Genomic DNA, 23,983 nt, shown 5'->3' with positions numbered 1-23,983 from the left:
TCCTAAAACACAATCCGTTAGGATGAAGTACCGTTATTATGCCCGCGACAATAGCGGGCATTTTTGTATTTTGACGCCGTTTACGCAACGAACGTGAGAAGCGGAGTCTTTTTGTGAGTTCACAACGTTGGCTGTGGAGAAACCGATGTTTGATTCAGATCTCTGGTCTTGAAAAGGATGTTGGCTCTAGGGAGAAAGATTTGAAAACCACCAAAACCAAGAAAATAAAGAAACAACACGAACGCGCATACGAACTGCTTGCTGAGGCGGCTTACTCAGATCCATTTGCGGCGCTGGGTCCATTCATTGACGACGAAGCTTCGCTGAGAGTTTGGATGCCGGGCGCAAACAAGGTTGAACTGCTTGTTAATGGTGAGCCTCGCGTGGCGCTTGAGCGTGATGGCGACAGCGGCTTCATCTTAAAAGAGCAACGCGATTTACACCTGACTCACTACCGTTTGGCAGTTGATTGGAATGGTGTTGAACAAATTATTGATGATCCGTATCAGTACCACAATATTTACCAAGAATACGAGCATCTGCATACGCCAAAAGATATGTATCACTACATGGGCGCGCACTTTGTCACGCTAGAACGTGGCGGTGAAAACATCTCTGGTGTGCGTTTCCTTGTTTATGCACCACATGCATCTGCTGTTAGCCTTGTGGGTTGCTTCAACCAATGGGATGGCCGTCGTCATCCAATGCAACGCCTAGACTACGGTATCTGGGGCCTATTCATTCCTGGCTTAGAAGAAGGCGTTCAGTACAAATTTGAGCTCAAAGGGCCAAATGGGGAAGGGCTGCCACACAAACAAGACCCTTGGGGTTTCTACTCTGAGCAATACCCATCGTTCGCATCCATTACTTACGATCACAAGCGTTACCAATGGCAAGATGCGAAATGGCAAAATCGCGCAGTGACACAAAAGCGTGATGAAGCGTTATCGTTTTACGAGCTGCATGCTGGATCATGGAAGCGCGACGAGAAAGGTGATTTCCTGAACTACCGCGAACTCGCGGAGCAGTTGGTGCCATACCTTGTGGATATGGGCTACACCCACGTTGAGCTGATGCCTGTGTCTGAGCATCCATTCTATGGTTCATGGGGCTATCAACCTGTTGGCTTGTTTGCACCAACTAGCCGTTTTGGCTCACCTGATGATTTCAAATTCTTCGTGGATACGTGTCACCAAGCTGGTATCGGTGTAGTGCTGGATTGGGTTCCTGCGCACTTCCCATCGGATGATCATGGTTTAGCGAACTTTGATGGTACGCCTCTGTTCCATGATCCAGATCCTCGTCGCGGTTGGCACCAAGATTGGAACTCCTACATTTACGATTTAGGCCGTGAACATGTACGTCGCTTCCTTGTCTCGAATGCGCTGTACTGGTTTGAACAATTCCATATTGATGGCATTCGCGTGGACGCCGTCGCGTCGATGCTCTATCTCGATTATTCACGTAGCCACGATCAGTGGGTCCCGAACGTTGATGGTGGCAACGAAAACTACGACGCAATCGCAACCTTAAAATGGATGAACGAAGAAGTGTACAAGCACTTCCCGAATGCGATGACGATTGCGGAAGAGTCAACGGCGTTTCCGGGTGTGTCTGCGCCAACCTTTATGGGTGGTTTAGGCTTTGGCTTCAAGTGGAATATGGGGTGGATGCACGACAGTCTTTCATACATCAAAGAAGATCCTGTTCACCGCAAATACCACCACAATACCATCACATTCCCGCTGGTTTATGCGCACAGCGAGAACTACGTCTTGTCTCTCTCTCACGATGAGGTGGTATACGGCAAAGGCTCTATTCACAACAAGATGCCGGGCGATGAATGGCAGCAAACCGCAAACCTACGTGCATACTACGGTTATATGTATGGTCAACCGGGCAAAAAGCTGAACTTCATGGGTGCGGAAATCGGCCAAACGGCGGAGTGGAACCACGATGATCAGTTGCAATGGTTCTTGCTGGAATACGAACGTCATCAAGGCGTTCAAAAGCTGATGCGCGATTTGAACCACTTGTACCGCAATGAAGCGGCGATGCACGATCAAGATTGTGTTCCTGCTGGTTTTGAGTGGCGTCTACAAGACGAAGCGGATGCGAGCATCCTAGCGCACGAGCGTATTAGTAAAGAAGGTGAGCGTATTCTGATCATCACCAACTTTACGCCCGTACCACACGAGCGCTTTCGTTTAGGCGTTCCAAATGCAGGTCAATACGAACTGCTACTGAATACAGACGATAGCAAATACGGCGGCAGCGATTTTAAAGTGCTGACCAGTGTGAAAACGGAAAAAGTTGAAAGTGAATCACTGCCTCAATCACTTGAGCTTCGTTTGCCTCCACTTTCAACCGTGTTCTACAAGCTGCACAAATAATTTAGTCTAATCAAATTCTAAGCCCGTTTTACATTGTAAATCGGGCTTTTTTTGACCTATTTTTTACCTCTAAAACTTGTTGTTCTTGATTGAATCAGGCAAGCTCACGGGTTTGTTTATCATCAATCGCTAATGCATTGGGGAACTACACATGTTGAAAAGGCTTAAGTCATTTCTATTTAAAATGGTGTTGATATTGCTGATCGCCCCAGTCGTTTTGGTTGGTTTGGTGAAATATGTCGATCCACCAATATGGGGATGGAAGTTAAGCCGCATTGTTGCGCCACCAAAGAACTATCCAGACAATAGTCAACACGAATGGGTATCCTTGTCGCGCATTTCAAAAAATATGCAGTTAGCGGTGATTGCGACCGAAGATCAAAAATTCCCTCATCATTATGGTGTCGATTTCGAATCGCTATTCGACGTGATTTCCGAGGCTGGTGATAATGGTCCGTCGAGAGGCGCGAGCACTATTACCCAACAGGCTGCGAAAAATGTGTTTTTGTTTCCTTCTCACTCCTACGTTCGCAAGGCTTACGAGCTTTACTTTGCCTTACTGATGGAGCTGATGTGGAGTAAAGAGCGTATTCTAGAAGTGTATCTAAATGTGGTTGAATTTGGTCCCGGTATTTACGGAGCCGAAGCGGCGGCGCAGAATTATTTTGGTGTCAGTGCAAAGCAACTCTCGAAGTGGCAAGCAGCGCGTTTAGCCGTGGTGTTGCCAAACCCATATCGAATCAAAGTCTACCCACAAAGTGAGTACACTGCTCGCCGCACAAGATGGGCGATGAATCAAATGAGCAATCTTGGCAGCGTGCAACTTTAACTCCCTCAATCTATTGCACTTAAATAGAACTACGCCCCTATATCAATAAAATGTGAAGCGTCACAAGCTTTAGGGCGTAGCCTTTCAGAATGATGTGCTCAGTTTTTCATCCATTTACTATTAGTGTGAATAAAAATACAACACGAATACTGCGCCTATGCGAAACCAATGGACTGAACGATGAAACTGAATCTGATTACGACTACCTTATTGCTTGCATCGGCAAGTGCCATCGCCGAGCCAAACATCACCATTTCTACCACGACCAACAGCCGTGACTTTCCGTTAAGTGCAGAGCAGCCTTTGGTTGTGCCATTAACCAAAGATGGCTATACGCTCAAAATCACGGGTGTTGAAGGCGACTGTGTCGCGCCTGACGGTCAAAAGGTCAAATTCAACAAACCTATCGCGCTGAACTGTGGAAAGCCAACAGAACTGCCATTAAAAATCCGCTTTACTGGCGATTACTCTTTTGCTTTTGATGCGGAAGCGAAAACATTGCGCTTCAAGCGTGAACCTAAGAAAGCCGCGAAGACAGAATTCAAACGCCCAATCCCACAAGTGCAATGTGAGGTTTATCAAGGCGGCGAAGTCACCATTGCGCTGGGTGACAGTTTCCCCGATGGCACCAAGTTGCGTGATGCTTACTCTGGGCAGATGGTCGAAGTCAAAGATCAGCAAGTATCGCTGACGCCGAGCAAAGATTCCGGCGGTTTGGTGCTACTAGAGCCAGTGAAGAAAACCAAAGAAGCAGTACCGTTTGATTACCGCAATGCCAACATTTACTTCGTGATGGTCGACCGTTTCAAGAATGCTGATACGAGCAATGACAACAGCTATGGGCGTAAGAAAGACGGTAAAGAAGAGATTGGTACCTTCCACGGCGGTGACCTAAAAGGCGTGATCGAAAAGCTAGATTACATCAAGAGCCTAGGTACCGATGCAATTTGGTTGTCGCCAATCGTTGAGCAAGTGCGTGGTTTTGTGGGCGGCGGCGATAGTGGCTCATTCCCATTTTACGCTTACCACGGTTACTGGACGCGCGATTTCACCAAGATTGATGAGAACTTCGGTAACGAAGATGACCTGAAAAAGCTGGTGGAAGAGGCACACAAACGTGACCTTAAAGTATTGATGGACGCAGTAATCAACCACACCGGTTACTCAACGTTAGCCGATTTGCAATTTGATGGTATTGAGGTGTTAAAACCAAACGCTGAACTACCTAAGAAGTGGGGGGATTGGCAACCAAAAGCGGGCGAAAACTGGCATAGCTACCACCAGAATATTGATTACCAGAGTCCAAACTGGGCGAAATGGTGGGGCGGCGATTGGGTAAGAACAGGTCTACCGGGATACCCAGCTCCGGGCAGCAGTGATATCACCATGTCATTGGCGGGTTTGCCTGACTTTATCACTGAATCAGACAAAGCCGTGAAGCCAGCTCAATGGCTATTGGATAACCCTGGCACTCGCGTTGAGGCGCGTGATAATTACACCGTCTCGGACTACCTAATTGAGTGGCAAACTGATTGGGTGAAACGCTTTGGTATTGATGGGTACCGTGTCGACACGGTGAAGCACGTTGAAGGCGATGTGTGGAAACGCTTGAAAGAAGAGGCATCAAGCAGCCTTGAGCAGTGGCGTAAAGAGAACGATAAGTCAGGTCAGCCGTTCTGGATGATGGGCGAAGTCTGGGGACACACCGCGTATCGCAGCCCTTATTTCGATGATGGTTTTGACGCGTTGATCAACTTCGATATGCAGAAGAAGCTAGACAAAGGCGCGGCTTGCTTTAGCCAAATGGCAGACACTTACCAAAGCTATGCGGACACTATCGCGAACGAGAAAGACTTCAACCCAGTCAGTTACATGTCTTCTCACGATACCGAGCTGTTCTTCTCTCGCTTCAAAGATTACGGTATGCAGCGTAACGCCGCGAATGCACTGCTTCTGAGTCCTGGTGCTGTTCAGGTTTATTATGGTGATGAAGTTGGCCGTAACATTGGTCCTTACGCGGATGATTTCCACCAAGGCACACGTTCTGACATGGTGTGGAAGCTATCGGATGAGAAGCAAGCGCTGCTCAAACACTGGCAAACTCTTGGTCAGTTCCGTAAAGCGCACCCAGCGATTGGTGCGGGTCAGCATCAAGTAATTGAACAAGAAGGCGCGTACGTGTTCTCTCGCTCGCTTGGCAATGACAAAGTCATTGTGGCGTTTGTGGGTCGCGAAAAGTAGTTAGAACTTCGTTTTAAGCCTAGATAGAAAAAGCCCTTCCTTGAGTTATCAGGGAAGGGCTTTGTTGTTTTAGTTCGCCAGTTCTTGGTCGATGACTTTTTCTAGCTCGTCAAACGGCACATAGCCAGGAATGACTTGATCATTAATGATCAACGCAGGCGTGCCGCGTAAACCAAGTTGCGTGAAATACTGATAGTTTTTATCAAGCAACGCCTTGGTCTCTTTGTCGTCGACAAGCTGCGCTTCTGTCCCCGTTTTTTTCGCGATTTGATTTAAGGAACGTGCGTCATGTGCGCCCGGTTTTTTCACCAATAACTCATGCACTTGTTCGTACTTATCTCGCTGGTTTTGCCAAACATTTAATGCGTAACTTGCCGAGTTGTAGCCGTTTTTCTCGTATTGTTCTTTAAAAGAGACATTGAGGTTAAGCACTTTTACCTGCGGATATTCCTTACCAACTTTGACCAGCTCTCCTTCTAAACGTTTACAAAAAGGGCAGCTGTAGTCTGTTACGTTAATAATGGTTAACTCAGGGTTTTCAGCACCAAAAGAGGAATGTTTGCCATCACTTAGATATTGACGAACCTCCTTCAAGGTGTCGCCAAATGACTGTTGATACGCAATGTACTCTTGAAGGTTTTGGTGCAATGAATCAAGAATTTGAGGGTTTTCTTTTAGTATCTGAGTAACTTCCTCTAGCTTTTGTTCTGCGGTCTTTTCTGATGCGAAAGATACGGCAGGTACGATAGCCATCGTTAACGCCAAAAGTGTACGAGTGAATGTCATAATATTTCCTAAAACTTTTAAATTTCGTTGTTTGTTATGTGAAGTGAATAAAATATGTACAAAAGTCAAGCAGAAAGGTCTCTCGCCTTGCTGGCTTTATTCTCTAAACACGCAAAGTTTTAGGTGAACCCGATACTTTTCCGGTATCGGTTCTGTGTATTCCAGATAGCGAATTGCTGTGGTTGTCATCGGCAGCGCCACAATCAAAGCAAACAGAAAAAATGGAATAAGAATATGATCAAACTGATGTTGGTAAGCTTGAACCAGCTTTTCTGAAAGGTCGCAAGATGGTGATAAATTCACGCTTTCATCTTGCTGACTCTGTATTTGGTGAGCCTTCGGGCAGCTTTTCGAGAAACCAGAATTTTGGCTTAAGCATATCATCACCACCCAAAGCACGAGGGCGAGTGTCCATTTGGCTATTTTATATTGTGAGCGTAACAATGGGTCGTATAGTCCTGTTAATTCTGGTTTATGCCGTTTACATATGACCGGGCCATCCTAACCTAAATTTCGTGGCTGAATGTTACTTTCGAGTTAATCGATATTGCCTCAATGCCAAAGTATGAAGTACGTCATGAATGTTGTAGAAAGCAATATTCGTCAGAATCATTTTTTGAGTTGATGAAGAAGTCGTGAGCTATCGACATAGATTAATATACCTAATTGTTAGCACAAATTTTTATTATCTTTCAATTGTGATTGAAATCATAAAACAAAACTTCATAACTGAGTCGCGATAATGTTCGGCAGGCGGATTGATTTTGATCATCTCTCTAGCACATTATTCAGGTGAACATATGTGTTAAGTTCCACATGTGTAAGTAATGTTATGAAAATTCCTGTTCAAACTGAGCGTAAAGTTACACTGGGGTGCTACGTTGCTCTGGCGTTTGCGGTTGTGTTCTTTTCTGGCCTGATGCAATCTAGCGAATGGTACGGTGTATTCGATTTTACAACGCTCAATGGCTCTTTCGGCAAGGTGGCGTATGGTGTCACCGAAACGGCTGACGGTGTGCAAGTTGCAACAACGTCGCTTCGCGGTACTGGTGGTAGCGGTGCTCGCGACGGTTTCATTTTCGCACTTACTTTGATTCCAACTGTTATGTTCGCCTTAGGTATGATCAACGTACTTGAGCACTACGGTGCACTTGAAGCCGCTCGTAAGCTTCTTACTCCTCTACTACGTCCTCTAATGGGCATCCCTGGTAACTCTGGTCTGGCTTTAATTGCTTCTCTACAAAGTACCGATGCAGGTGCGGCTATGACGCGTCAACTAAAAGATGAAGGTCACCTAACTAAGCGTGAAACGGACGTATTTACCATGTTCCAGTTCACTGCGGGTGCAACCATCGTGAACTTCTTCTCATCGGGTGCGGTATTGTTCACGTTGACGATGGCTGACGGCTCTCTAGCAGTAACTTCTTCTATTGGTTTGGCGGTTGTGGTGATGTTCGCGTTTAAGATCATTGGTGCGAACCTGTTCCGTATCTACCTAAACATGACGGAAGGTAAAGAAGACAAGCAAGACCAAAACAAATCAGAGAACCTAAAAGAGGAGACGGCATAATGGGTGACGTTAAAGCGAAAAAACCAATGGTGACGGATATTTTCGTTGAAGGTGCTAAGAAAGGTTGGGTAATTGCGACTACCTCTACGGTTCCTAACGTATTAATGGCGTTCGTTATCATCAAAGCGCTGCAAATCACTGGTGCGCTGGATCTGATGGGCACTGTGTTTTCTCCAATCATGGCAGTGTTTGGTCTTCCGGGTGAAGCAGCAGCGGTATTGATCGGGGCTTGGATGTCGATGGGCGGCGCGGTTGGCGTAGTGATTACACTGTTTGACCAAGGTATCCTGAACGGCACGCACATTGCGATTCTTGCGCCTGCAATTTATCTAATGGGCTCTCAGGTTCAGTACATGGGTCGAATTATGGGACCTATCGGTACTGAAGGTCGTTATATCCCAATTATGATTGCGATTTCCGTATTGAACGCATTTGGCGCAATGCTAGTCATGAACTTGTTTGTTTAGGGGGCAATCATGCAGTTTTCTCTCAATGAATATCTCGAAGAACTTCGTCCTCTCATCAATGTCGATTGTGGCACGTACACGACTGATGGCATTGAGTTTATCGCTTCTCAATTTGAAGAGAAGTACCAAGCGATGTCAGGTTGGAGCGTAAAACGCATCGACTGTGGCAGAGCGGGCATCGGTCTTGAAGTTCGAAACAAGCCTGAGGCTGAGCAAGTTGACGTGATGCTGATTGGTCACATGGATACAGTGTTCCCTGTCGGCACCGCTGGATTACGTCCTATGTCTCAAGACGCTGACAAAGCGTACGGTCCGGGTGTCTCGGATATGAAATCTGGCTTGCTGAATATTGTGTACGCGATGCGTAACCTCGACCAAGCGGTGTTGGATAAACTGTCGATTTGTATCTGCATGAACCCAGACGAAGAAACTGGATCGTTAGATTCGGTCGACTGGATTCAATCTGTTGCAAAAAACGCGAAAAACGTATTGGTGGCAGAAGCAGCACGCGCAGACGGAGGTTTAGTCAAAGCGCGCAAAGGCATGGCGCGTTACAAAATCACGTTTAATGGCATTGCAGCCCACGCTGGCAACGAGCCAGAAAATGGCCGCAGTGCAATTACCGAGATGGCGAACTGGATTCTCGCAATCAATGCCATGACGAACTTCGAATCTGGCACCACATTAAACGTGGGTATTGTGTCTGGCGGTAACGGCGCAAACATCGTCCCTGAGCACGCTGAAGCGATCGTGGATGTGCGTTTCTGGAGTAATGAAGAATACGATGATGTCGATAGCAAGCTAAACGGCATGCTGGAAACACCATTCGTTGATGGCGTTAGCATCGAGTTGGTTCGTGAAGCTTACAAACCCTCTATGGTGCCAAGCACGCAAACTGAAAGCTTGATGGCATTAGTTGAAGAAGCAGCAAGTGAACTGTCTATTGACATCAACTGGAAAGAAGTGGGTGGCGGCTCTGATGCAAACAATACGGCAATTCTTGGCGTTCCAACTTTGGATGGTCTAGGACCTATCGGTGCAGGTTTCCACAGTGACCAAGAGTACTTGTTGCTTGAGTCTATCGAACCACGTATCAAAATGCTGATGCGTGTATTGGAGAAGATTGCTCAATAGGGCATTCTGCTTTTAAAGCTTGGTTCCCAAAGCTTTTGGCTTCAACCTTTTGGTTTGCAAAACTTTTTGTTTCCAAGGCAATAATCCCCGGACTTCGGTTTGGGGATTTTTCTATCTGTGTTTCACTTTACTATCATTTCTTGTTATTAATCTTGCGTTCAGGTTCGATTTATTAATATGTTGGACATAGTCATAAATTTCGGAGGCAACGATGACCACAACAATGTCTGTAAAATCGGCGCCGAAAGACGCCAAAGATCAAACGATGCAAGCGCCAGATGAGAAAACATTCTGGCGAAAAATGAAAGGGTCGGTTAAGAAAGCGGGTGAAGAAATTGCCGTAATGGGCATTAAATCATGGCTCGCGATGACAGATTCCAACACCGCCGTTCGCCACAAGGCTATACTAGGTGGCGCGCTGGCTTACTTCGTCCTACCAACAGATATGGTGCCAGACGTACTAGCTGGCGTCGGTTTTACCGATGATATGGCGGCACTTACCTTAGCCGCGAACTCAGTCGGTAATGCCATCACTAAAGAACACGAAGCACAAGCCAGAGAAAAACTGAATTCGATGTCTGATTAAGTTGAAAGTTTATTTTACAGCACTAATAGCCATTTGTGCTGCTCGATAAAGTTTTCCAAATACCATAAGAAAAACGTTTCTAATAAACTTTGCAGACATATCTTCAATTGCTGTTACTGGTTTTCCAATAAACACCAGCATATGGCCTAACAGCCCTTTGACTTGTGATTCTCTTACTTTAGAAGCTTTAGCTACTTTTTCTATATTTCTGGCGAGTATATCATAAAATGTCATTCCAGTAGATACTGTGGCTTGGGCTGCTATTGCTGCAAACAAGCCAGTATCTTTTAATAAGGTTATTAATGCTGCTTGAATTCTTTCTGACCAATATTCTGTAAATGATGCTTGGTTTCTGTGCTCAAACTTAAATCTAGTAGGTGTATACAAGTACTTGTTAGATCTGACTTTTATTGCTCCCCACGTTTCGGAGTTAGCATTATCTAAATACCCTAAGCTTGTTTCGCTAGACATACTATGAGCATTTAAATTAAAGCCAGTACTAGCGTCTAAGCGGTACTCATCGCCATTATGTGGAGCATGAATAAATGGCCAGACAGGTACTTTAGGCACAGGATCTGCGCCGTGAGTACAGCGGTATACTTTGTCGTTGCTTTTACTAGATTTACGGGAATATTGTTCTAAACCAACTCTAGGTGCGCCAAAAGTATATAAATTCACTCTTAATGAATATTCTTCTCTCAGCCAATCAGAACATAATGAAGCCAGAGCTCCTCCTAAGCTATGCCCAACACAATGAATACGGTTAGGTAAATTTTGGCATTGCTGTAAATATTGTTTTATGCTTGGTTTGATACTTGAAAATGAATTAATAAATCCAGCATGAGCGATAGAGCCATTTGGAGAGCCTTTAAGGCCGACATTTAGGTTGGTTACCCAATCATTGGCGTTTTGCGTCCCTCTAATGGAAATTACTAAATCTCCCTTATATTTTCCTTTCCCAATACCAATTACCGCAAATGCTTCAGATGTTCTCATTACACCAGGTACCACTTTTCTAAACAATGGTATACGATCTAATCCTGTGATGCCTCCAGTTCGGCCACTAAAAACATCTTGCTGCGAAAATGCAAAGTGTTTTTCAAAACCTCCTTGTCCCCTAAACGCTAGTCTCCCTTGTCCCTGGTATACTCCATACGGTATGTTCGCGATCTCTGATGCAAGTTTTGGTGTTAAAGACGGCATTATGTATCCTCCGTAAACTCTGTTTTATATAAAAATCCATTTAAATTGCAGTTGCTAATAACCATTAGATCTCGAGCACTTTCTAGATTGATATTTTTGAAAAAATATCGGAATTCTTTATTTTTAAGCTCACAGTAAAGGTTATTTAAGTTATCTTTTATAAATATAGGCGGTGAAACGTAGCTTAACTGAGACTCCCAAATGTACTTCTTTTCTTCATTTATATAGGTATATATTCCGATATATGAATATGTTTGATTCAAAGCTGATTCTTTAAACCTTTGAGAATGTATGACTGGCTTAAAGTGAAATTCACCTAACTCATTAGTAATTGAACTCCTTTTGTAAGCATTCTTTAAAAAATTAGCTTCTAAGTAAACGGTTAAATTTTTTAGAGGTCTTTGGTCAAGAACTAAAGTACCTTTTATCTCTGGGCTTAATGTATATTTAAATTTCTTAAAAAAATCGAACATACTTTCGTTGAAACCTAATGCAAGTATTGGAAATGAGAATATGAATAAAAAAAGACTATTTTTAAACATGAAATTATGATGTATGTATCTTAGTACCAACTTAATTATCAGACTACTATCTATCGCGATTTGGTTTTGAACTTTAATTTGATAATGGAATTTGTATCTCTATATGATGAAAATGTCCCTTATATCATTTTCAAAGTGATAAACATAGGCGAGTTATCTTAACCCTGTAGATGAACTAATATAGAATCTAACTACTTACCGATTAGTAATTGAAACAACCTCGGGGGACGAGAGTTTTATCTAAACCTTTTTGATTTCGGGTTAATTGGAAACAAAAAACCACCTTAGAGTAAGGTGGTTTTTGCTTAGACAGGATAATTTAACTTGGAAGGGTTTATGCTTCCGTGCGCTTCAGGTGCACTTCTTCTTCGGCAACGCCTGCCATTGGGTCGTTGAAGCGAGCTTGATCCAATGCGCCTTCTGATTTCGCAACGATGACGGTTACTGCACTGTCACCAGTGATATTTACCGCGGTACGAATCATATCAAGAAGACGGTCAACACCCATGATGAGCGCGATACCTTCAAGCGGCAGACCAACTTGGTTCAATACCATAGCAAGCATGACAAGACCCACACCAGGAACACCTGCGGTACCGATAGACGCCAGAGTTGCCGTCATGATAACCATTAGGTAATCGCCCATAGTTAAATCAATATTGAAAGCTTGAGCAATAAACGCAGTTGCTACGCCTTGCATGATCGCCGTACCGTCCATGTTCACGGTTGCACCAAGTGGTACTGTGAACGATGATACACGGTTCTCAACACCCATGCGGTGCTTTGCTGTTTCCATTGTCACTGGAATCGTCGCGTTCGATGATGCTGTAGAAAAAGCAAACATGATCGCGTCTTCCATCTTGCGTAGGAACGTAATTGGGTTTAGACCTGTGAAACCTTTTAACATTAAGCTGTAAGTAACTAGACCGTGTAGGACAAGCGTACCAGCCAGTACTAAGAAGTACTCTGCCAGATTGACGATCGCGCCCAGACCAAGACCAGTAAATAGCTTCGCCATTAAGAAGAACACCCCATAAGGCGCCAAGTTCATCAAAATCGCGACCAGTTTCATGATCACTTCATTCAGATCAGAGAAGAATGCTGCGATGCGTTCGCCTGGTTTACCCGCTGCACTGATCGCGATACCGAATAGCACGGCGAACACGATAACTTGCAGAGTTTTACCTTCTGCCATTGCGCTGATTGGGTTGGTCGGGAACATATCGATGATCACCTGACCTAAAGATGGCGCTTCGGCTGATTTGAATGAACTTGCTGCCGTTAGATCTGCCCCTGCCCCTGGCTGGAATAGAGTACCCATAGTTAGAGCAAGCGTAATCGCGATAGCCGTTGTCGTAACGTAGAAAGCGAGGGTTTTACCGCCCATGCGACCCAGTGTAGAGAGGTCTTTGAGAGAGCTAGTACCACAAACTAACGAAACAAATACTAGCGGTACAACAAGCATTTTTAAGCTGGCAACGAAGATCTGTCCACCAACTTCGAATAATCCATTAACAATGTATGCGTCGACAAATCCGTTGTCGGCAAAAAGTGTGCGAATTGCAAATCCTGTCAAGATACCCGCAACCATACCTAAAATTACGCGGCTGGTAAGCGACATCGGTTTCTTGGTATTCATGAGAACACTCCTTATAGTTATGCACCTTGAGTTCACTTCAAAGCGGCGAGCAGATTAGCAGCGGAGTGAGAAAATACGAAAGAATAATCCTCTAAATGGTTAATAGATGTGAACTTTATCACTAATAAAAATGGGATTTTAACCAAATATTAACGAATTGCCTGGATAAAAAGTTTGTATTTTAACACTTTTATCGAATATACAACCGATAACAAAGAGGATTTACAATAAATTCTAATAAGAGATAGAGTGCATACTCTCTTTGAGTGGATGCATTTCTGCATAACTATTTAAGTTGTATTCAGACTAGCGGTCGCTTCTTTAGGGATAATTTAGTATTGAGTGTTCATCAGAGCCAACGAACCCTTTATGCTTTCATATTTGTCAACTCAATGATGGTTGGCAAGTGTAGTTAGTTGGAGGTGATCCCAGCTCCAATAACTTTGACTGGTATTTTTAATCCCTCCAACCCAATAGCATTGTTTCGCTCGTATTAAGCCTTCCAAACACTGCTTGCCAGCCTCAGTGATACGGACGCTTTGTTCCCACCAGTGCCTTTCACGTGACTCAATCGTGATCAAAGGTGTTTGACACTGTGCTAGAGGGAGGAGTAACGCGTAAAACATCACGTCTCCTAGGTAAGGAAGAGGTTCTAGTTGTTGATATTGCTCAAACCAATCTTTGATGGGAATTGAACGATTTTGCGAGCTCAAAACCTTTAGTGCGAGGTGTTGTGTCAAGCTCAATCCAGTTTGTGAATTAGGTAACTCTTGCAAATGGCGTTTAAGCACGTCGAGTATATTGGGTAAGCAATCCAGTTGATGTTGCTCTATCAAACTGACGATAGCTTTTGGTGAGGAACATGACACTGCTTGCCAACACTGCTTTGCTTGGCTCAATAACTTAGCAGATACGGGTTTACGATATCGCCAACAAGAACGAATAGCTTCTTCAGGCAACTGCCCAAAGCCGATGAATCGTTCAGTGCCCGGGAACTGGTTCAACTCAATGATCTCTATCACTTTATTCTCTACATTCTCTAACTGTGTTAGAGCACGAATTAGCATCAATTGATCATAACTGTCATGTTCGACCCAAAAGACGATTCGTTCAAATACATCATTTTGCAACAGATCGAGGTTTGATTGTTCCAATGTGACTATATCTTGAACCGAGTCTTCACGCTTCATCACGGGCAGCAGAGTCTCTACGACATATTGGGCACGAATGGCAAGGAAGTTCTGCGGTGTTGCTGGTATGGGGCCAATACAAAGCGGATCGATCAGGGCTAAAAATGTCCCTTCAAATCCGCTGGCTTTAAGTTGTTGTTGAATGTCGTGGCCACAACGAACGTGTAGCGTTTTTACTTTTGCATCTAGGGGCGGTTTTTGTTCTTTGATGGCTAGTTTGTGCGCTTCTAGCTCTTCGACATGAGCTTTTAGTTTACTCCAACTGGATAAGCCCAGTTCTCTTGCGAGTGCATGTTGAACGTCAGCCAATTGAATTGTATTGGGAGCCAAAGATTCTGGTTTGGAGTGAAATCGCTTAACTAACTCCAACGTGGCGTCATCGTATAGGCGGATAGCTTTGAGCCTTTTTTTAGCAATGGATTTTTGCTGATTGATATTGATCGAGAAGCTATTTGTAGAGTTCATATTTCACCTTTCTTATTTCTTCCACACTCGCCTAAATAGAAGCTAAAAAGAAGGTAAAAACAGATTGTGCCTGCTAAACCAAGCAGGTGAGGATATTGCCGTGAACCGAGTTCTTTCCGCGAGTGTTGGGTGCTTTAGGCATGAGCAGAGTGATAGTAGGTGGTCGCTATCCTTCGTGCAACCTTTTGTGAGAGTGTAGCGTCACAAAATGGCCGTTTCTCTATGTTTAGGGAGAATCAATAGGCGATAACACTAGCGATTCAACTCAATACCACTGTTGCTAGACTCGAGTTTCTACACTTTTGAGTAAAATACGATAAAGCGCTTGAGTCGCAGGACCACTTTTGGCTCCTTTGGGCAAAGTGAGGTGCAGCGCAACTTGATATTGATGGGAGTGTTCGAGCTCCAATACTTTAATTTTATCGCTCTTTCGGGCTGAGACTAAGTGCGCTGGTAGCCGACAAAACCCAACGCCTTGCTCTACGGCGTGAAAAGCGTGGTCGAAGTTATCGACGGTAATACGCTGACGTGCGCGTAACCAACCCACATCTCTTTTCGTTTTGTCTGAATCACCTAAGTCACGGATGACAATTTGGCTGGTGGTTGCAAAATCGTCGATGGAAACATGCGGCTTTTTAGCGAGTGGATGGTGTGCTGCGATTACAGGCAGCATGGTTGTTACGCCAAATGCTTCGGCAGGGTAGTTGGTTATCGGTAAGTTGATGATTGCGATGTCAGCGAGCTCATTTACGACCATTTCGGTTGTTTTGCTCAGTGACGTTTCAACCACTTGAACGGAGGTCGTGTTGTTGTCCTCCAAAAATTGACTGAGTGGTGCATAAAGCCAACAAGGGTCACAAAGATGATCTACTGCGATCGTGATTTGAGATTCCACCCCACTTTTTAACTGCTCGCTGATGACTTCTAGTTCCCGCGCTTGTTCAAGCATGGATTGTGCACGACGCAGTATGGTTTTGCCGTGCTCTGTCAAACCCGCTTTGCGCCCTCGTACTTCGATAAGTTGAATACCAAGTTGGTCTTCTAACTTCCTCACCGAGTAGATCAATGTGGTATGGCTCTTGTTGAGCAGTAAAGCTGCGGATTGAATGCTGCCTTCTTGATTAATCGCTTGTAGCGTTTGCCATTGTTCTAAGGTCGTTTTTAGTCTCATGAGTCAATTTTTTAGACAGTTAATGGCAAAATTATGAACTTTTCTGTCAGTTTTATAAAGGTAATAATCTTGTCATCGAAAACGAGTCAATAAGAAGAGGAGACTCAAGATGGCGAAATTATTGCAAGTTGATTTTGAATTTCATGGTCCGTTTGGTGACGAGATGTCGAATGATCTGGTCGACTTAGCTAAGTCGATTAACCAAGAGCCGGGCATGATTTGGAAAATCTGGACGGAAAGCGAAAAAGACAAACTCGGTGGTGGTATCTATCTTTTTGAAGATGAAGCCACGGCGCAAGCTTATCTCGAAATGCATGCCGCACGCTTACGAAAAATGGGCGTAGTCGAAGTACGAGGTCAAATTTTCGATATCAATGTGCCGTTAACGACGCTCAATCAAGGGCCTATTAGAGGATAAGGAGATGATGACCAACCGCACTTTTCTAACCGTTCATGGTGTCGTATATACGGTATTCGCTTTTGCGTTGTTTTTTGTACCAACCATAATGTGGCCGATGTATGGAGTACAAATTAACGACCAGTACGCGCTGTTTTTATCGCAGCATACTTCGATCTTTTTAGGTGGAATCGCAGCGGTGAGTTTGATGTTACGTAATGTGGAATCAGGGCATACTGCGAAACATCTGTTTAAAGCATTATTGATTACTAATGGCTTAGGGGCAGTGATTACTACCTATGCCGGCATTATCGGAGTATTTGTCGGTTTTGGTTGGAGTGACCCAATATTCTTTGTCTTGCTTAGTTTGATTACGTACAAGCAATTAAGAGTGCAATAGAAAAAGCCCTGCTGTTTCTAGCAGGGCTTTGTCATATTTGGTTTAATTAGCGATCTAAATTCAACTTATGATTCGCTTTTGTACGCGTAGTTATAGTAGCCGTATCCATAGCCGTATGAGTTAGATGCCTTTTTCTCAACTGCATTGAGAATCACACCTTTAACTTCAACGCCTGATTGCTCGAAGCGACCTTGCGCGACTTCAATCTCCTTCAAAGTCGTTTGATCAAAACGAGCGACCATCAGAGTTGTTCCTGCAAGCGCGCCAACAATGCTTGGGTCGGTAACTGCGAGTACAGGCGGTGTATCGATGATGACTAGATCGTATTGTGCAGACATCTCGTCAACAAAGCTCTTGAAGCGAGGGTGCATAAGAAGTTCTGACGGATTTGGTGGTACTTGGCCGCGAGTCACAACATCTAAATTATCAATGGATGTAGATTTAATGATGTTGCTAAGGGATGTCTTACCGCTCAAGTAATCAGAAAGACCGTTGTCCCAACGTAGACCGAAGCATTGCTGCAAATAACCTTTACGCATATCCGCATCAATAAGCAGCACTTTCTGACCGGTTTTCGCAGCGACGGCCGCAAAGTTGGTCGATACAAATGTTTTGCCGATAGATGGTGCAGGACCTGAAATCATAAGAACGTTATTCTTCGCTTCCATCATTGCAAAGTGCAAGCTAGTGCGAAGACTACGTAGAGCCTCAATGGAAAGATCGGCTGGGTTAGCTTCCGCTAGAAGGACTAGCTCATTGTTGCTGCCTTTGTTGCGCTTAAGCTTGTTTGCAAATTCCAGTTGTTGAATAGATTTTGGAACGCTTGCGTAAACTGGCATGCCAATCTGTTCAATTTGATCTGGTGTTTCCACACCACGGTGGAATGCTGCACGAATTAATACGAAAGCAACGCCTGCCATACCGCCAAGCAGTGTTGCTAGCACAACGATAAGCGCTTTTTTCGGCTTAATTGGCTTAGAGAAAGATTGAGCGTTATCTAAGATTCGAACGTTGCCAACTGTTCCGGCTTTAATAATGTTGAGCTCTTGAACCTTGTTCAATAGTTGGATGTAGATTTGTTGGTTTACTTCTACATCGCGTGTCATACGTAGAACTTCACGCTGTGTTTTCGGTAACTTTTGAACTTGTTTATTAAGACGTTCTTTCTCTTTTAATAGTGTTTCACGTTTATCAAGTAGCGACTTATAAGCTGGGTGATCCTGTGTGAAGCGTTGGCTGATCTCACTTTCTTTGAATGTAAGCTCATTTAGCTGTGCTTCTAACTCAACCATTACTTTCAGCGTTGACTGAGCTTCAAGGCCTAAGTCGATAGATTCATTTTCTTGACGGAACCGATTTAAAACGTCTTCAGAAGCGGTCAGTTTTGTTTTGATGTCTGGGAGGTGACCTTTCAAGAACTCGAGGCTTTGCTCTGCCTCTGCAGAATTTCTTTGAACGTTTTGTAAGAAGTAGTTTTGGCTAATGTCGTTCAAGATATCTTGAATCTTAGCGCGGTCTTCACCAGAGAAGCTTAAAGATATAATCCCGGTTTGCTTACCACGTTCGCTAATCGATAAGTTTTCTTGAAGTTTATTAATTGCATCTAATTTACTGATTTTGCTGACCGTGAATGAGTCACCAGTTTGAGCCACAAGCTCAGTCGCCAAAAACTGGTATCCATTCTTCTCAAGCAGTTCACCAACTTTACCTTCTAGAATGACGTTATTGTCATCTTCTAAGAGCCTGAACGTCTGTTTTTCAGAATCAATAACTTCAAGAGTTAAAGGAACGCCAACTGCGTAAGAAGGAGCATTAAATCGTGAAACGCTCAGACTGATTTGCTCACCTTGTAGTCGAGCTAGGCCTTTACCAATAATTGGCATGTAGTTTGGAGAAACGACAGTCGTTAAGTTGAACTTATCAACAGTACCGCCCAAGATCATACGAGATTTGATGATCTCTATTTCTGTTGTCGCTGATGATTCTGCTGAAAACAGCTCTCCCATATCACCAACCATCGCTGAAATACCACCTGAACTCTTACTTTCGATTTGGATAAGAGCGTCAGCTTTATAGATAGGTGTTGATAGAATGGCAACGCCGACGCCTATAATCGAAAATAGGACTACGGTACATAGAATGAGCCATTTGGCATCGAGAATGATCCCAAATAACTTTCCCAAATCGATCTCATCGTCGGCTTGACGTGATTGCTTAATAGTTTGTGTTGTCATTACTTTAACTTCTTAAATACCTTGCCATTGGCGTTTATTTAGCCTTACGGCTTATAGTTTTTGAGACCACGCTTTTGCTGCTTTTTCTATAAGCGTATATGCATGTTCGAAAGCTTCTCTACTTTGTCTGTATGGATCAGGGATGTTTTGTTCATTTATCCACTGTCCAAACAGCATCGTTTTACCTCGTGCCTCAGGAGCGATTTTGGTTAAGGCTTCTAAATGACCTTTTTCCATAACCAATATCAGATCGTATTGAGCGCAAAGCTCAGGTGTTAATTGTCGTGCTTCGTGTCCATCTAAGCTTACGCTATGTTCGTTCGCGATAGTGGTTGCCATCTCGTCAGCAGCTTTTCCCGTTAGATGGCTCTTATCTACTGCGATTCCTGCTGATGCGACATGTTTGTTTGGTAGTAAAGACTGCAAAAGCCGCTCTCCTGTTGGAGAGCGGCAAATATTACCAACACAGACGACAAGAATATTAGAAAACAAATGCTTACCCTACTTTAAGTTGTATGCTTATGATCTCAACTAAATTGCTGGCTTCTTTATATTGCGCAATTGAGCTGAGTAGCTATCGATTACGTGCCGCAAGAGATAATTTTCTTGCGGCACGTTGTTTTACGGCCAAGTGCGTACTCGTAGTACACCTTCAGTTAGTTCATTAAAGCCGGAAATGGTTGGAACGAGCTGAGCAATCACACGATTCCAACGACTAACAGGTGCAGCCGTCACATAGACTATGTCGTAAGGGTTGAGATCAAACTCAGTACCAATCACCAAAGCAGAAGCGTCAGAAACATCTAGCTGATAAATGTCCGCCATTTTAGCTTCTTCTTTTGAACGTCTGATGACAAACACACCGGTAGCATCTGCGGAGATTTCACTGATACCACCAACGCTGCTAAGAGCCTCAGTAAGGCTCATGCCGCTACGATCAATTTTGAGTAATTTCGGATCGTTAACCTCGCCCATAACAAATACTTTTTGCGCATCGTTTCGAGGAATATGAACAATATCGCCAGGCTTTAGAAGGCGGTTTTGAGTTAAATCGCCTTGTTGCATCAGAGCATACAAAGAAACGTTTTCAACAACGCCATTGCGTGTCAGTGTCGCATTACGCCAATCAGCCTCGGCAGCCAGTCCGCCAGCTCTATTCACAGCATCTAGAAGTGTAAGGGGGATGTTTGTAATTGGTTGTTGTCCTGGCTTGTTAACTTCGCCAGTTACATAAGTCTTTTTAGAGCGAAATGCCGCAACGCTTACATCGACCTGTGGGCTCTCAATGTATTTTGCAAGGCGGCTTGCAATGTCTGCACGAATCTGACGTACGTTTTTGCCTTCAACATGTACGACACCTATGTAAGGGTAGAAGATCGTGCCATCCGAATGCACCCAGTTACCCGCTTCGGCTGAGCTTCGGTATGAGCCCGCTGGGATCGTTAGCTCTGGGTGATCCCAAATAGTGATATTTAGGATATCGCCAGGTCCTACTTCGTATTCATATTTTGCGATTTCAATATCTAACTCTGGGTTTGGTTTTGAAAAAGGGTCCACTGAATTTAAAGACGTTACGCGCTCCAAAGTTAAGGGATAAACGGTAACCTGAGACTCTATATCACTCGATTCAGTGCTCATGACTGTTTTGTCACTGACCGAAAGGTGGCTACCAGGCAAAGTACACCCTGTAAGAAGGATAGGAAGTACTGATATCCCCAAAAATTTATTAAATGTGTTCATTGGTTTATAACTACCGAAAGAAAGTTTGCCGACTGAAATTGATTCATTCTAATTGAACTGCATTTCATCAATATTGATGATTTACTGCAGTTTTAAGCCTTTAGAAAGCGAGTCCATTCAGAATTATTTGTGTAATAAACACTCCAAATGGCTGCTAGCGACTTAGAGCTCTTAGTTTCATTAATGAAGGTGTGAAAATCCGACCCACAAAAAATAGTCAACTATTATCCATCTGGTTGCAATAAAGGCAACAAGTTACTTGAAAAAATACTGACGAATACATGACAAAATTGTGTCTATTTAACGTTATTGAGATGAATGCATGATTTTGCACAAGCAAACAGGCAAGAATGTGAAAAAACTCATGCCAAAGTTGTATGCATCCTATTTACACTATATGCAACTGCCGTTATGCTTCCTGTTGCGGTCGGATATAACAACAAATATTGGAGCTAATTTTGAAAATCAAACTTTTAACGGCAAGTGTGGCAGCAGTCCTACTAGCAGGTTGTGGTAGTGACAGCGACCCTGAGGTAAAAAGATACTCAGTTCAGGCTTATGACCCAGCTGTTATCGGCATGAAAGTTCAAGCAGTATGTGGTGGTGAGACATACGACGCGATTGAAAATACAACAAACTATGAAGGTATGGTTGGTAAAGCGCGTTTTGAAAATATCAACGTTGTAAATGCGCCAGGTGATTGTGCTTTCGTATTAACGCACACAGAAGATAGTAAAGACGCGTCAAATGGCAAACCTATTACATCTGACTACAAAATCCCTCAAGGCCTAGCCCAGGCGGATTCATTGGTAACAGGCTCTCCATTTACGACTTTGGTTGCTAACTCTTTAAAAGATGGTGAAGTATACTCTTCTGATATCGCTGAAAAAGTATTCGAGAATTTGGGTATAGATATCAATGCAAGTGGTAAAACAGTTGACGAAATCCTTCGTGATACAGAATCTGTAGTAGCAGGACTTGGCAGTGAGGGTGGTAACAGCGCACTTGCTACTCAGCTAGTTGCAACAGCAAACGTTGTATCAGATATCATCAAAGCGAACCCAACAGCTTCGCCTGAAGCTGTAGCTGTTGCTGCAAAAGCAATCACAGAAGATGTAATCGCGGCGAACCCAAATTATCCTGAGAATGATTCAGGAGATGTTATCTACGTAACGATTCCAGCTGAAGATACTCAGAAAGTTGTTGCAGATGTACAAGAGGCTATCGATAACGACATTCCATTAGAAGATATCGAACCTGACGTACCACAAATTCCAGATGCGGAAGTCGGTGAGCCAATTGAACCTGAAGATCCACCGGGTCCAGGCACTGGCGCGACAGGCGGTAACTAAGCAAGTTTTTGCTGATAAATTCTAAAGGCCTCTTCAGAGGCCTTTTTTGATCCTATCGTATTGTAGTCATCACCTTTTAGTGAGCCCTTTTCTGTTTAAGTAAGGCAGGATATGCGGACGTGATTCGTCAGCCAGTTTACTGGTGACTTCTTGCGACCAAGTACTCTGTTTTTGATTGCTCGAACGGTTTGCATAGTAGTTTTGCATAGTTTGGTCATACGTCTGAATATCATCCAAGTTTAGGTCTTGATACTGATTTTCATGCACCACGACATGCTTAGGTAGGCGAGGTTTTACTTCAGGGGCTTGATCTGGATGACCAAGACACATACCAAATAAAATGGCGGTATTTTTAGGTAAACCTAATAATTCGTCTACTTTTTGGGCATTGTTTCGTAAACCACCAATATACACACCTCCTAGTCCCATCGACTCCGCCGCAAGCAAGCAATTTTGTGCCATGATGCCCGAGTCTACAGCGCCTATTAGCGTTAACTCGGTAAAATCAGCTTGAACATCTGGGTTGATACTGGCGTGGCGCTGGTAATCAATACAAAACACCAAAAACTCAGCCGCGCTTTCAACGTACCCTTGATTTCCGGCATATTGAGCTAATAGCGTACGTTTTTCTTTGTCGGTCACGCGGATAATTGAAACGACTTGCAACATGCTTGATGAGGACGCCGCAAGGCCGGCTTGAAGAATGGCATCTAATTGTTCGCTCTCAATCGGTTGTGAGGTGAATTTTCGAATTGAGCGGTGATTGAGAATTGTTTGAATCGTGCTGTTCATGGTGACTTAACATCCCCTGTTACGTGTAAAGGCTGAAGACTCACCTTAGCGACATTTGATGAGTCGGTAAACTATCTCAAAAGAAAAACAATGCTTGGCGCATAAGTGTGAAGGCGAATCGAGAATACACCACTCGTTCTGTTTGAGAGCGTATATACTGTTTTTAGAATCAATAATTTAAATGCAGTGGAAAATATGAAAGAACTCATTGTTCATACAGTTACGGTGTTTATGGGCTTCTTTGCCATCATGAACCCTATCGCCAATATTCCCATCTTTTTGAGTTTAACTGCTGATGAAGATAAAGAAACCATCCGTTCCATTGCGCTTCGCTCGGTTTTTATTGCATTTATTATCATCGCGATATTTTCTATTGCCGGTAAGTTAATTTTTGATTTGTTTGGTATCACGCTTTATGCATTGCGAATAACAGGCGGTATTTTGGTGTTTTTGATAGGTTTTAACATGCTTCAAGGTGATTCGACGCATCAGAAAACCAAAGAGAAGGCGTATTCACCAGCTCAGCAACGGGCGGCATTGAGTATTGCAGTGTCTCCACTGGCGATGCCAATATTAGCTGGGCCTGGAACGATTGCTACCGCGATGAACTTTGCGACAGCGGGTGGTTTCGATCAAACCATTATTACTATCGTTTCTTTCGCTGTCCTTTGTGTGATCACCTATGTACTGTTTTTATTTGGAGACAAATTGGTCAAAGCGGTTGGACCAAGTGCTCTAAATGTTGTGACTAAAATGATGGGCTTAATTCTAGCGGTTATTGGTACTCAAATGTTCATTGATGGCGCGGGCGAAGCCTATAAAACGGTTTTCTCCTAGATTTCTCTTAGACCT

Annotated in this window: 22 protein-coding genes; 11 read left to right on the top strand and 11 right to left on the bottom strand. The window is 43.8% G+C overall.

Going from position 1 to position 23,983, the window contains the following annotated elements:
• Positions 1 to 200 precede the first annotated feature (200 nt).
• From glgB to R7Q38_RS04400, 3 genes are all read left to right on the top strand, one after another.
• The gene (gene glgB, locus R7Q38_RS04410; RefSeq protein WP_239938915.1) at positions 201 to 2,393 is read left to right on the top strand and encodes a 1,4-alpha-glucan branching protein GlgB; all 2,193 of its coding nucleotides are present in this window, start codon (positions 201 to 203) and stop codon (positions 2,391 to 2,393) included.
• Between the two features lie 151 nt (positions 2,394 to 2,544).
• The gene (mtgA, locus tag R7Q38_RS04405; RefSeq protein ID WP_151515271.1) at positions 2,545 to 3,222 is read left to right on the top strand and encodes a monofunctional biosynthetic peptidoglycan transglycosylase; all 678 of its coding nucleotides are present in this window, start codon (positions 2,545 to 2,547) and stop codon (positions 3,220 to 3,222) included.
• Positions 3,223 to 3,402: 180 nt separating this feature from the next.
• Complete coding sequence (locus tag R7Q38_RS04400; RefSeq protein WP_239938913.1) at positions 3,403 to 5,463, top strand: alpha-amylase; 2,061 nt, start codon at positions 3,403 to 3,405, stop codon at positions 5,461 to 5,463.
• 69 nt (positions 5,464 to 5,532) lie between these two features.
• Here R7Q38_RS04400 and R7Q38_RS04395 read toward each other — a convergent pair whose 3' ends face one another.
• Together R7Q38_RS04395 and R7Q38_RS04390 are read right to left on the bottom strand one after the other, a co-directional pair.
• Positions 5,533 to 6,249, bottom strand: a complete 717-nt coding sequence (locus R7Q38_RS04395) for a DsbA family protein (RefSeq protein ID WP_005374842.1) — start codon at positions 6,247 to 6,249, stop codon at positions 5,533 to 5,535.
• Positions 6,250 to 6,345: 96 nt separating this feature from the next.
• Positions 6,346 to 6,633: a hypothetical protein gene (locus R7Q38_RS04390; protein WP_049872671.1), complete on the bottom strand. Its 288-nt coding sequence runs from the start codon at positions 6,631 to 6,633 to the stop codon at positions 6,346 to 6,348.
• 448 nt (positions 6,634 to 7,081) lie between these two features.
• On the opposite strand from R7Q38_RS04390, the gene R7Q38_RS04385 reads away from it, so the two are divergent.
• The 4 genes from R7Q38_RS04385 (at position 7,082) to R7Q38_RS04370 (ending at position 10,006) form a co-directional block, all read left to right on the top strand.
• Positions 7,082 to 7,819: a nucleoside recognition domain-containing protein gene (locus R7Q38_RS04385; RefSeq protein WP_005374846.1), complete on the top strand. Its 738-nt coding sequence runs from the start codon at positions 7,082 to 7,084 to the stop codon at positions 7,817 to 7,819.
• On the top strand, positions 7,819 to 8,286 hold the full coding sequence (locus R7Q38_RS04380) for a YjiG family protein (protein WP_053303905.1): 468 nt from the start codon (positions 7,819 to 7,821) through the stop codon (positions 8,284 to 8,286). The genes R7Q38_RS04385 and R7Q38_RS04380 overlap by 1 nt, the downstream gene beginning before the upstream one ends.
• A gap of 9 nt (positions 8,287 to 8,295) precedes the next feature.
• Positions 8,296 to 9,420 carry a M20 family metallopeptidase gene (locus R7Q38_RS04375; protein WP_024702187.1) on the top strand — a complete coding sequence of 375 codons (1,125 nt, stop codon included), beginning with the start codon at positions 8,296 to 8,298 and terminating at the stop codon, positions 9,418 to 9,420.
• A gap of 211 nt (positions 9,421 to 9,631) precedes the next feature.
• The gene (locus R7Q38_RS04370) at positions 9,632 to 10,006 is read left to right on the top strand and encodes a YkvA family protein (RefSeq protein WP_064354966.1); all 375 of its coding nucleotides are present in this window, start codon (positions 9,632 to 9,634) and stop codon (positions 10,004 to 10,006) included.
• A gap of 9 nt (positions 10,007 to 10,015) precedes the next feature.
• Here R7Q38_RS04370 and R7Q38_RS04365 read toward each other — a convergent pair whose 3' ends face one another.
• The 5 genes from R7Q38_RS04365 to R7Q38_RS04345 all read right to left on the bottom strand — a co-directional run bounded on the left by R7Q38_RS04365 (position 10,016) and on the right by R7Q38_RS04345 (position 16,216).
• Entirely contained in the window at positions 10,016 to 11,209 is a 1,194-nt protein-coding gene (locus R7Q38_RS04365) for a lipase family protein (RefSeq protein ID WP_064354965.1), read from the bottom strand.
• A complete protein-coding gene (locus tag R7Q38_RS04360) occupies positions 11,209 to 11,682 on the bottom strand; it encodes a DUF6795 domain-containing protein (RefSeq protein ID WP_232284613.1) in 474 nt (157 codons plus the stop codon). The genes R7Q38_RS04365 and R7Q38_RS04360 overlap by 1 nt, the downstream gene beginning before the upstream one ends.
• A gap of 403 nt (positions 11,683 to 12,085) precedes the next feature.
• Positions 12,086 to 13,390, bottom strand: coding sequence for a dicarboxylate/amino acid:cation symporter (locus R7Q38_RS04355; RefSeq protein ID WP_064354964.1), 1,305 nt, complete (start codon positions 13,388 to 13,390; stop codon positions 12,086 to 12,088).
• Between the two features lie 389 nt (positions 13,391 to 13,779).
• Positions 13,780 to 15,045: a DUF1835 domain-containing protein gene (locus tag R7Q38_RS04350; protein ID WP_239939048.1), complete on the bottom strand. Its 1,266-nt coding sequence runs from the start codon at positions 15,043 to 15,045 to the stop codon at positions 13,780 to 13,782.
• A 280-nt stretch (positions 15,046 to 15,325) separates the two neighbouring features.
• Positions 15,326 to 16,216: a LysR family transcriptional regulator gene (locus R7Q38_RS04345; RefSeq protein ID WP_318114108.1), complete on the bottom strand. Its 891-nt coding sequence runs from the start codon at positions 16,214 to 16,216 to the stop codon at positions 15,326 to 15,328.
• 109 nt (positions 16,217 to 16,325) lie between these two features.
• Between R7Q38_RS04345 and R7Q38_RS04340 the strand changes: the two genes are divergently transcribed.
• The gene (locus R7Q38_RS04340; RefSeq protein ID WP_262651676.1) at positions 16,326 to 16,634 is read left to right on the top strand and encodes a monooxygenase; all 309 of its coding nucleotides are present in this window, start codon (positions 16,326 to 16,328) and stop codon (positions 16,632 to 16,634) included.
• A 7-nt stretch (positions 16,635 to 16,641) separates the two neighbouring features.
• Positions 16,642 to 17,013, top strand: a complete 372-nt coding sequence (locus tag R7Q38_RS04335; protein ID WP_262651719.1) for a hypothetical protein — start codon at positions 16,642 to 16,644, stop codon at positions 17,011 to 17,013.
• Positions 17,014 to 17,078: 65 nt separating this feature from the next.
• Here R7Q38_RS04335 and R7Q38_RS04330 read toward each other — a convergent pair whose 3' ends face one another.
• The 3 genes from R7Q38_RS04330 to R7Q38_RS04320 form a co-directional block, all read right to left on the bottom strand.
• Entirely contained in the window at positions 17,079 to 19,247 is a 2,169-nt protein-coding gene (locus tag R7Q38_RS04330) for a polysaccharide biosynthesis tyrosine autokinase (protein ID WP_005374875.1), read from the bottom strand.
• A gap of 51 nt (positions 19,248 to 19,298) precedes the next feature.
• On the bottom strand, positions 19,299 to 19,739 hold the full coding sequence (locus R7Q38_RS04325) for a phosphotyrosine protein phosphatase (RefSeq protein ID WP_031780905.1): 441 nt from the start codon (positions 19,737 to 19,739) through the stop codon (positions 19,299 to 19,301).
• 129 nt (positions 19,740 to 19,868) lie between these two features.
• A complete protein-coding gene (locus R7Q38_RS04320) occupies positions 19,869 to 20,987 on the bottom strand; it encodes a polysaccharide export protein (protein ID WP_017820139.1) in 1,119 nt (372 codons plus the stop codon).
• Positions 20,988 to 21,445: 458 nt separating this feature from the next.
• Here R7Q38_RS04320 and R7Q38_RS04315 point away from each other — a divergent pair, with 458 nt between their 5' ends.
• The gene (locus tag R7Q38_RS04315; RefSeq protein WP_031780904.1) at positions 21,446 to 22,339 is read left to right on the top strand and encodes a hypothetical protein; all 894 of its coding nucleotides are present in this window, start codon (positions 21,446 to 21,448) and stop codon (positions 22,337 to 22,339) included.
• Positions 22,340 to 22,408: 69 nt separating this feature from the next.
• Here the strand turns inward: R7Q38_RS04315 and nfsA are convergent, their stop codons facing one another.
• Entirely contained in the window at positions 22,409 to 23,131 is a 723-nt protein-coding gene (gene nfsA, locus R7Q38_RS04310; protein ID WP_318114106.1) for an oxygen-insensitive NADPH nitroreductase, read from the bottom strand.
• 195 nt (positions 23,132 to 23,326) lie between these two features.
• On the opposite strand from nfsA, the gene R7Q38_RS04305 reads away from it, so the two are divergent.
• Positions 23,327 to 23,968, top strand: a complete 642-nt coding sequence (locus R7Q38_RS04305; RefSeq protein WP_005374889.1) for a MarC family protein — start codon at positions 23,327 to 23,329, stop codon at positions 23,966 to 23,968.
• Positions 23,969 to 23,983 lie beyond the last annotated feature (15 nt).

It is taken from the genome of Vibrio sp. Vb0598, assembly GCF_033338935.1.
Taxonomy (GTDB): domain Bacteria; phylum Pseudomonadota; class Gammaproteobacteria; order Enterobacterales; family Vibrionaceae; genus Vibrio; species Vibrio alginolyticus.
The sequence above is the reverse complement of the archived record's forward strand: the minus strand, read 5'-3'. Positions and strand labels throughout refer to the sequence as shown.

Coding starts and splice junctions, on each gene's coding strand:
- mtgA (WP_151515271.1), top strand. CDS start 2,545: ATGTTGAAAAGGCTTAAGTCATTTCTATTTAAAATGGTGTTGATATTG.
- R7Q38_RS04400 (WP_239938913.1), top strand. CDS start 3,403: ATGAAACTGAATCTGATTACGACTACCTTATTGCTTGCATCGGCAAGT.
- R7Q38_RS04395 (WP_005374842.1), bottom strand. CDS start 6,249: ATGACATTCACTCGTACACTTTTGGCGTTAACGATGGCTATCGTACCT.
- R7Q38_RS04390 (WP_049872671.1), bottom strand. CDS start 6,633: ATGATATGCTTAAGCCAAAATTCTGGTTTCTCGAAAAGCTGCCCGAAG.
- R7Q38_RS04385 (WP_005374846.1), top strand. CDS start 7,082: ATGAAAATTCCTGTTCAAACTGAGCGTAAAGTTACACTGGGGTGCTAC.
- R7Q38_RS04380 (WP_053303905.1), top strand. CDS start 7,819: ATGGGTGACGTTAAAGCGAAAAAACCAATGGTGACGGATATTTTCGTT.
- R7Q38_RS04375 (WP_024702187.1), top strand. CDS start 8,296: ATGCAGTTTTCTCTCAATGAATATCTCGAAGAACTTCGTCCTCTCATC.
- R7Q38_RS04370 (WP_064354966.1), top strand. CDS start 9,632: ATGACCACAACAATGTCTGTAAAATCGGCGCCGAAAGACGCCAAAGAT.
- R7Q38_RS04365 (WP_064354965.1), bottom strand. CDS start 11,209: ATGCCGTCTTTAACACCAAAACTTGCATCAGAGATCGCGAACATACCG.
- R7Q38_RS04360 (WP_232284613.1), bottom strand. CDS start 11,682: ATGTTCGATTTTTTTAAGAAATTTAAATATACATTAAGCCCAGAGATA.
- R7Q38_RS04355 (WP_064354964.1), bottom strand. CDS start 13,390: ATGAATACCAAGAAACCGATGTCGCTTACCAGCCGCGTAATTTTAGGT.
- R7Q38_RS04350 (WP_239939048.1), bottom strand. CDS start 15,045: ATGAACTCTACAAATAGCTTCTCGATCAATATCAATCAGCAAAAATCC.
- R7Q38_RS04345 (WP_318114108.1), bottom strand. CDS start 16,216: ATGAGACTAAAAACGACCTTAGAACAATGGCAAACGCTACAAGCGATT.
- R7Q38_RS04340 (WP_262651676.1), top strand. CDS start 16,326: ATGGCGAAATTATTGCAAGTTGATTTTGAATTTCATGGTCCGTTTGGT.
- R7Q38_RS04335 (WP_262651719.1), top strand. CDS start 16,642: ATGACCAACCGCACTTTTCTAACCGTTCATGGTGTCGTATATACGGTA.
- R7Q38_RS04330 (WP_005374875.1), bottom strand. CDS start 19,247: ATGACAACACAAACTATTAAGCAATCACGTCAAGCCGACGATGAGATC.
- R7Q38_RS04320 (WP_017820139.1), bottom strand. CDS start 20,987: ATGAACACATTTAATAAATTTTTGGGGATATCAGTACTTCCTATCCTT.
- nfsA (WP_318114106.1), bottom strand. CDS start 23,131: ATGAACAGCACGATTCAAACAATTCTCAATCACCGCTCAATTCGAAAA.
- R7Q38_RS04305 (WP_005374889.1), top strand. CDS start 23,327: ATGAAAGAACTCATTGTTCATACAGTTACGGTGTTTATGGGCTTCTTT.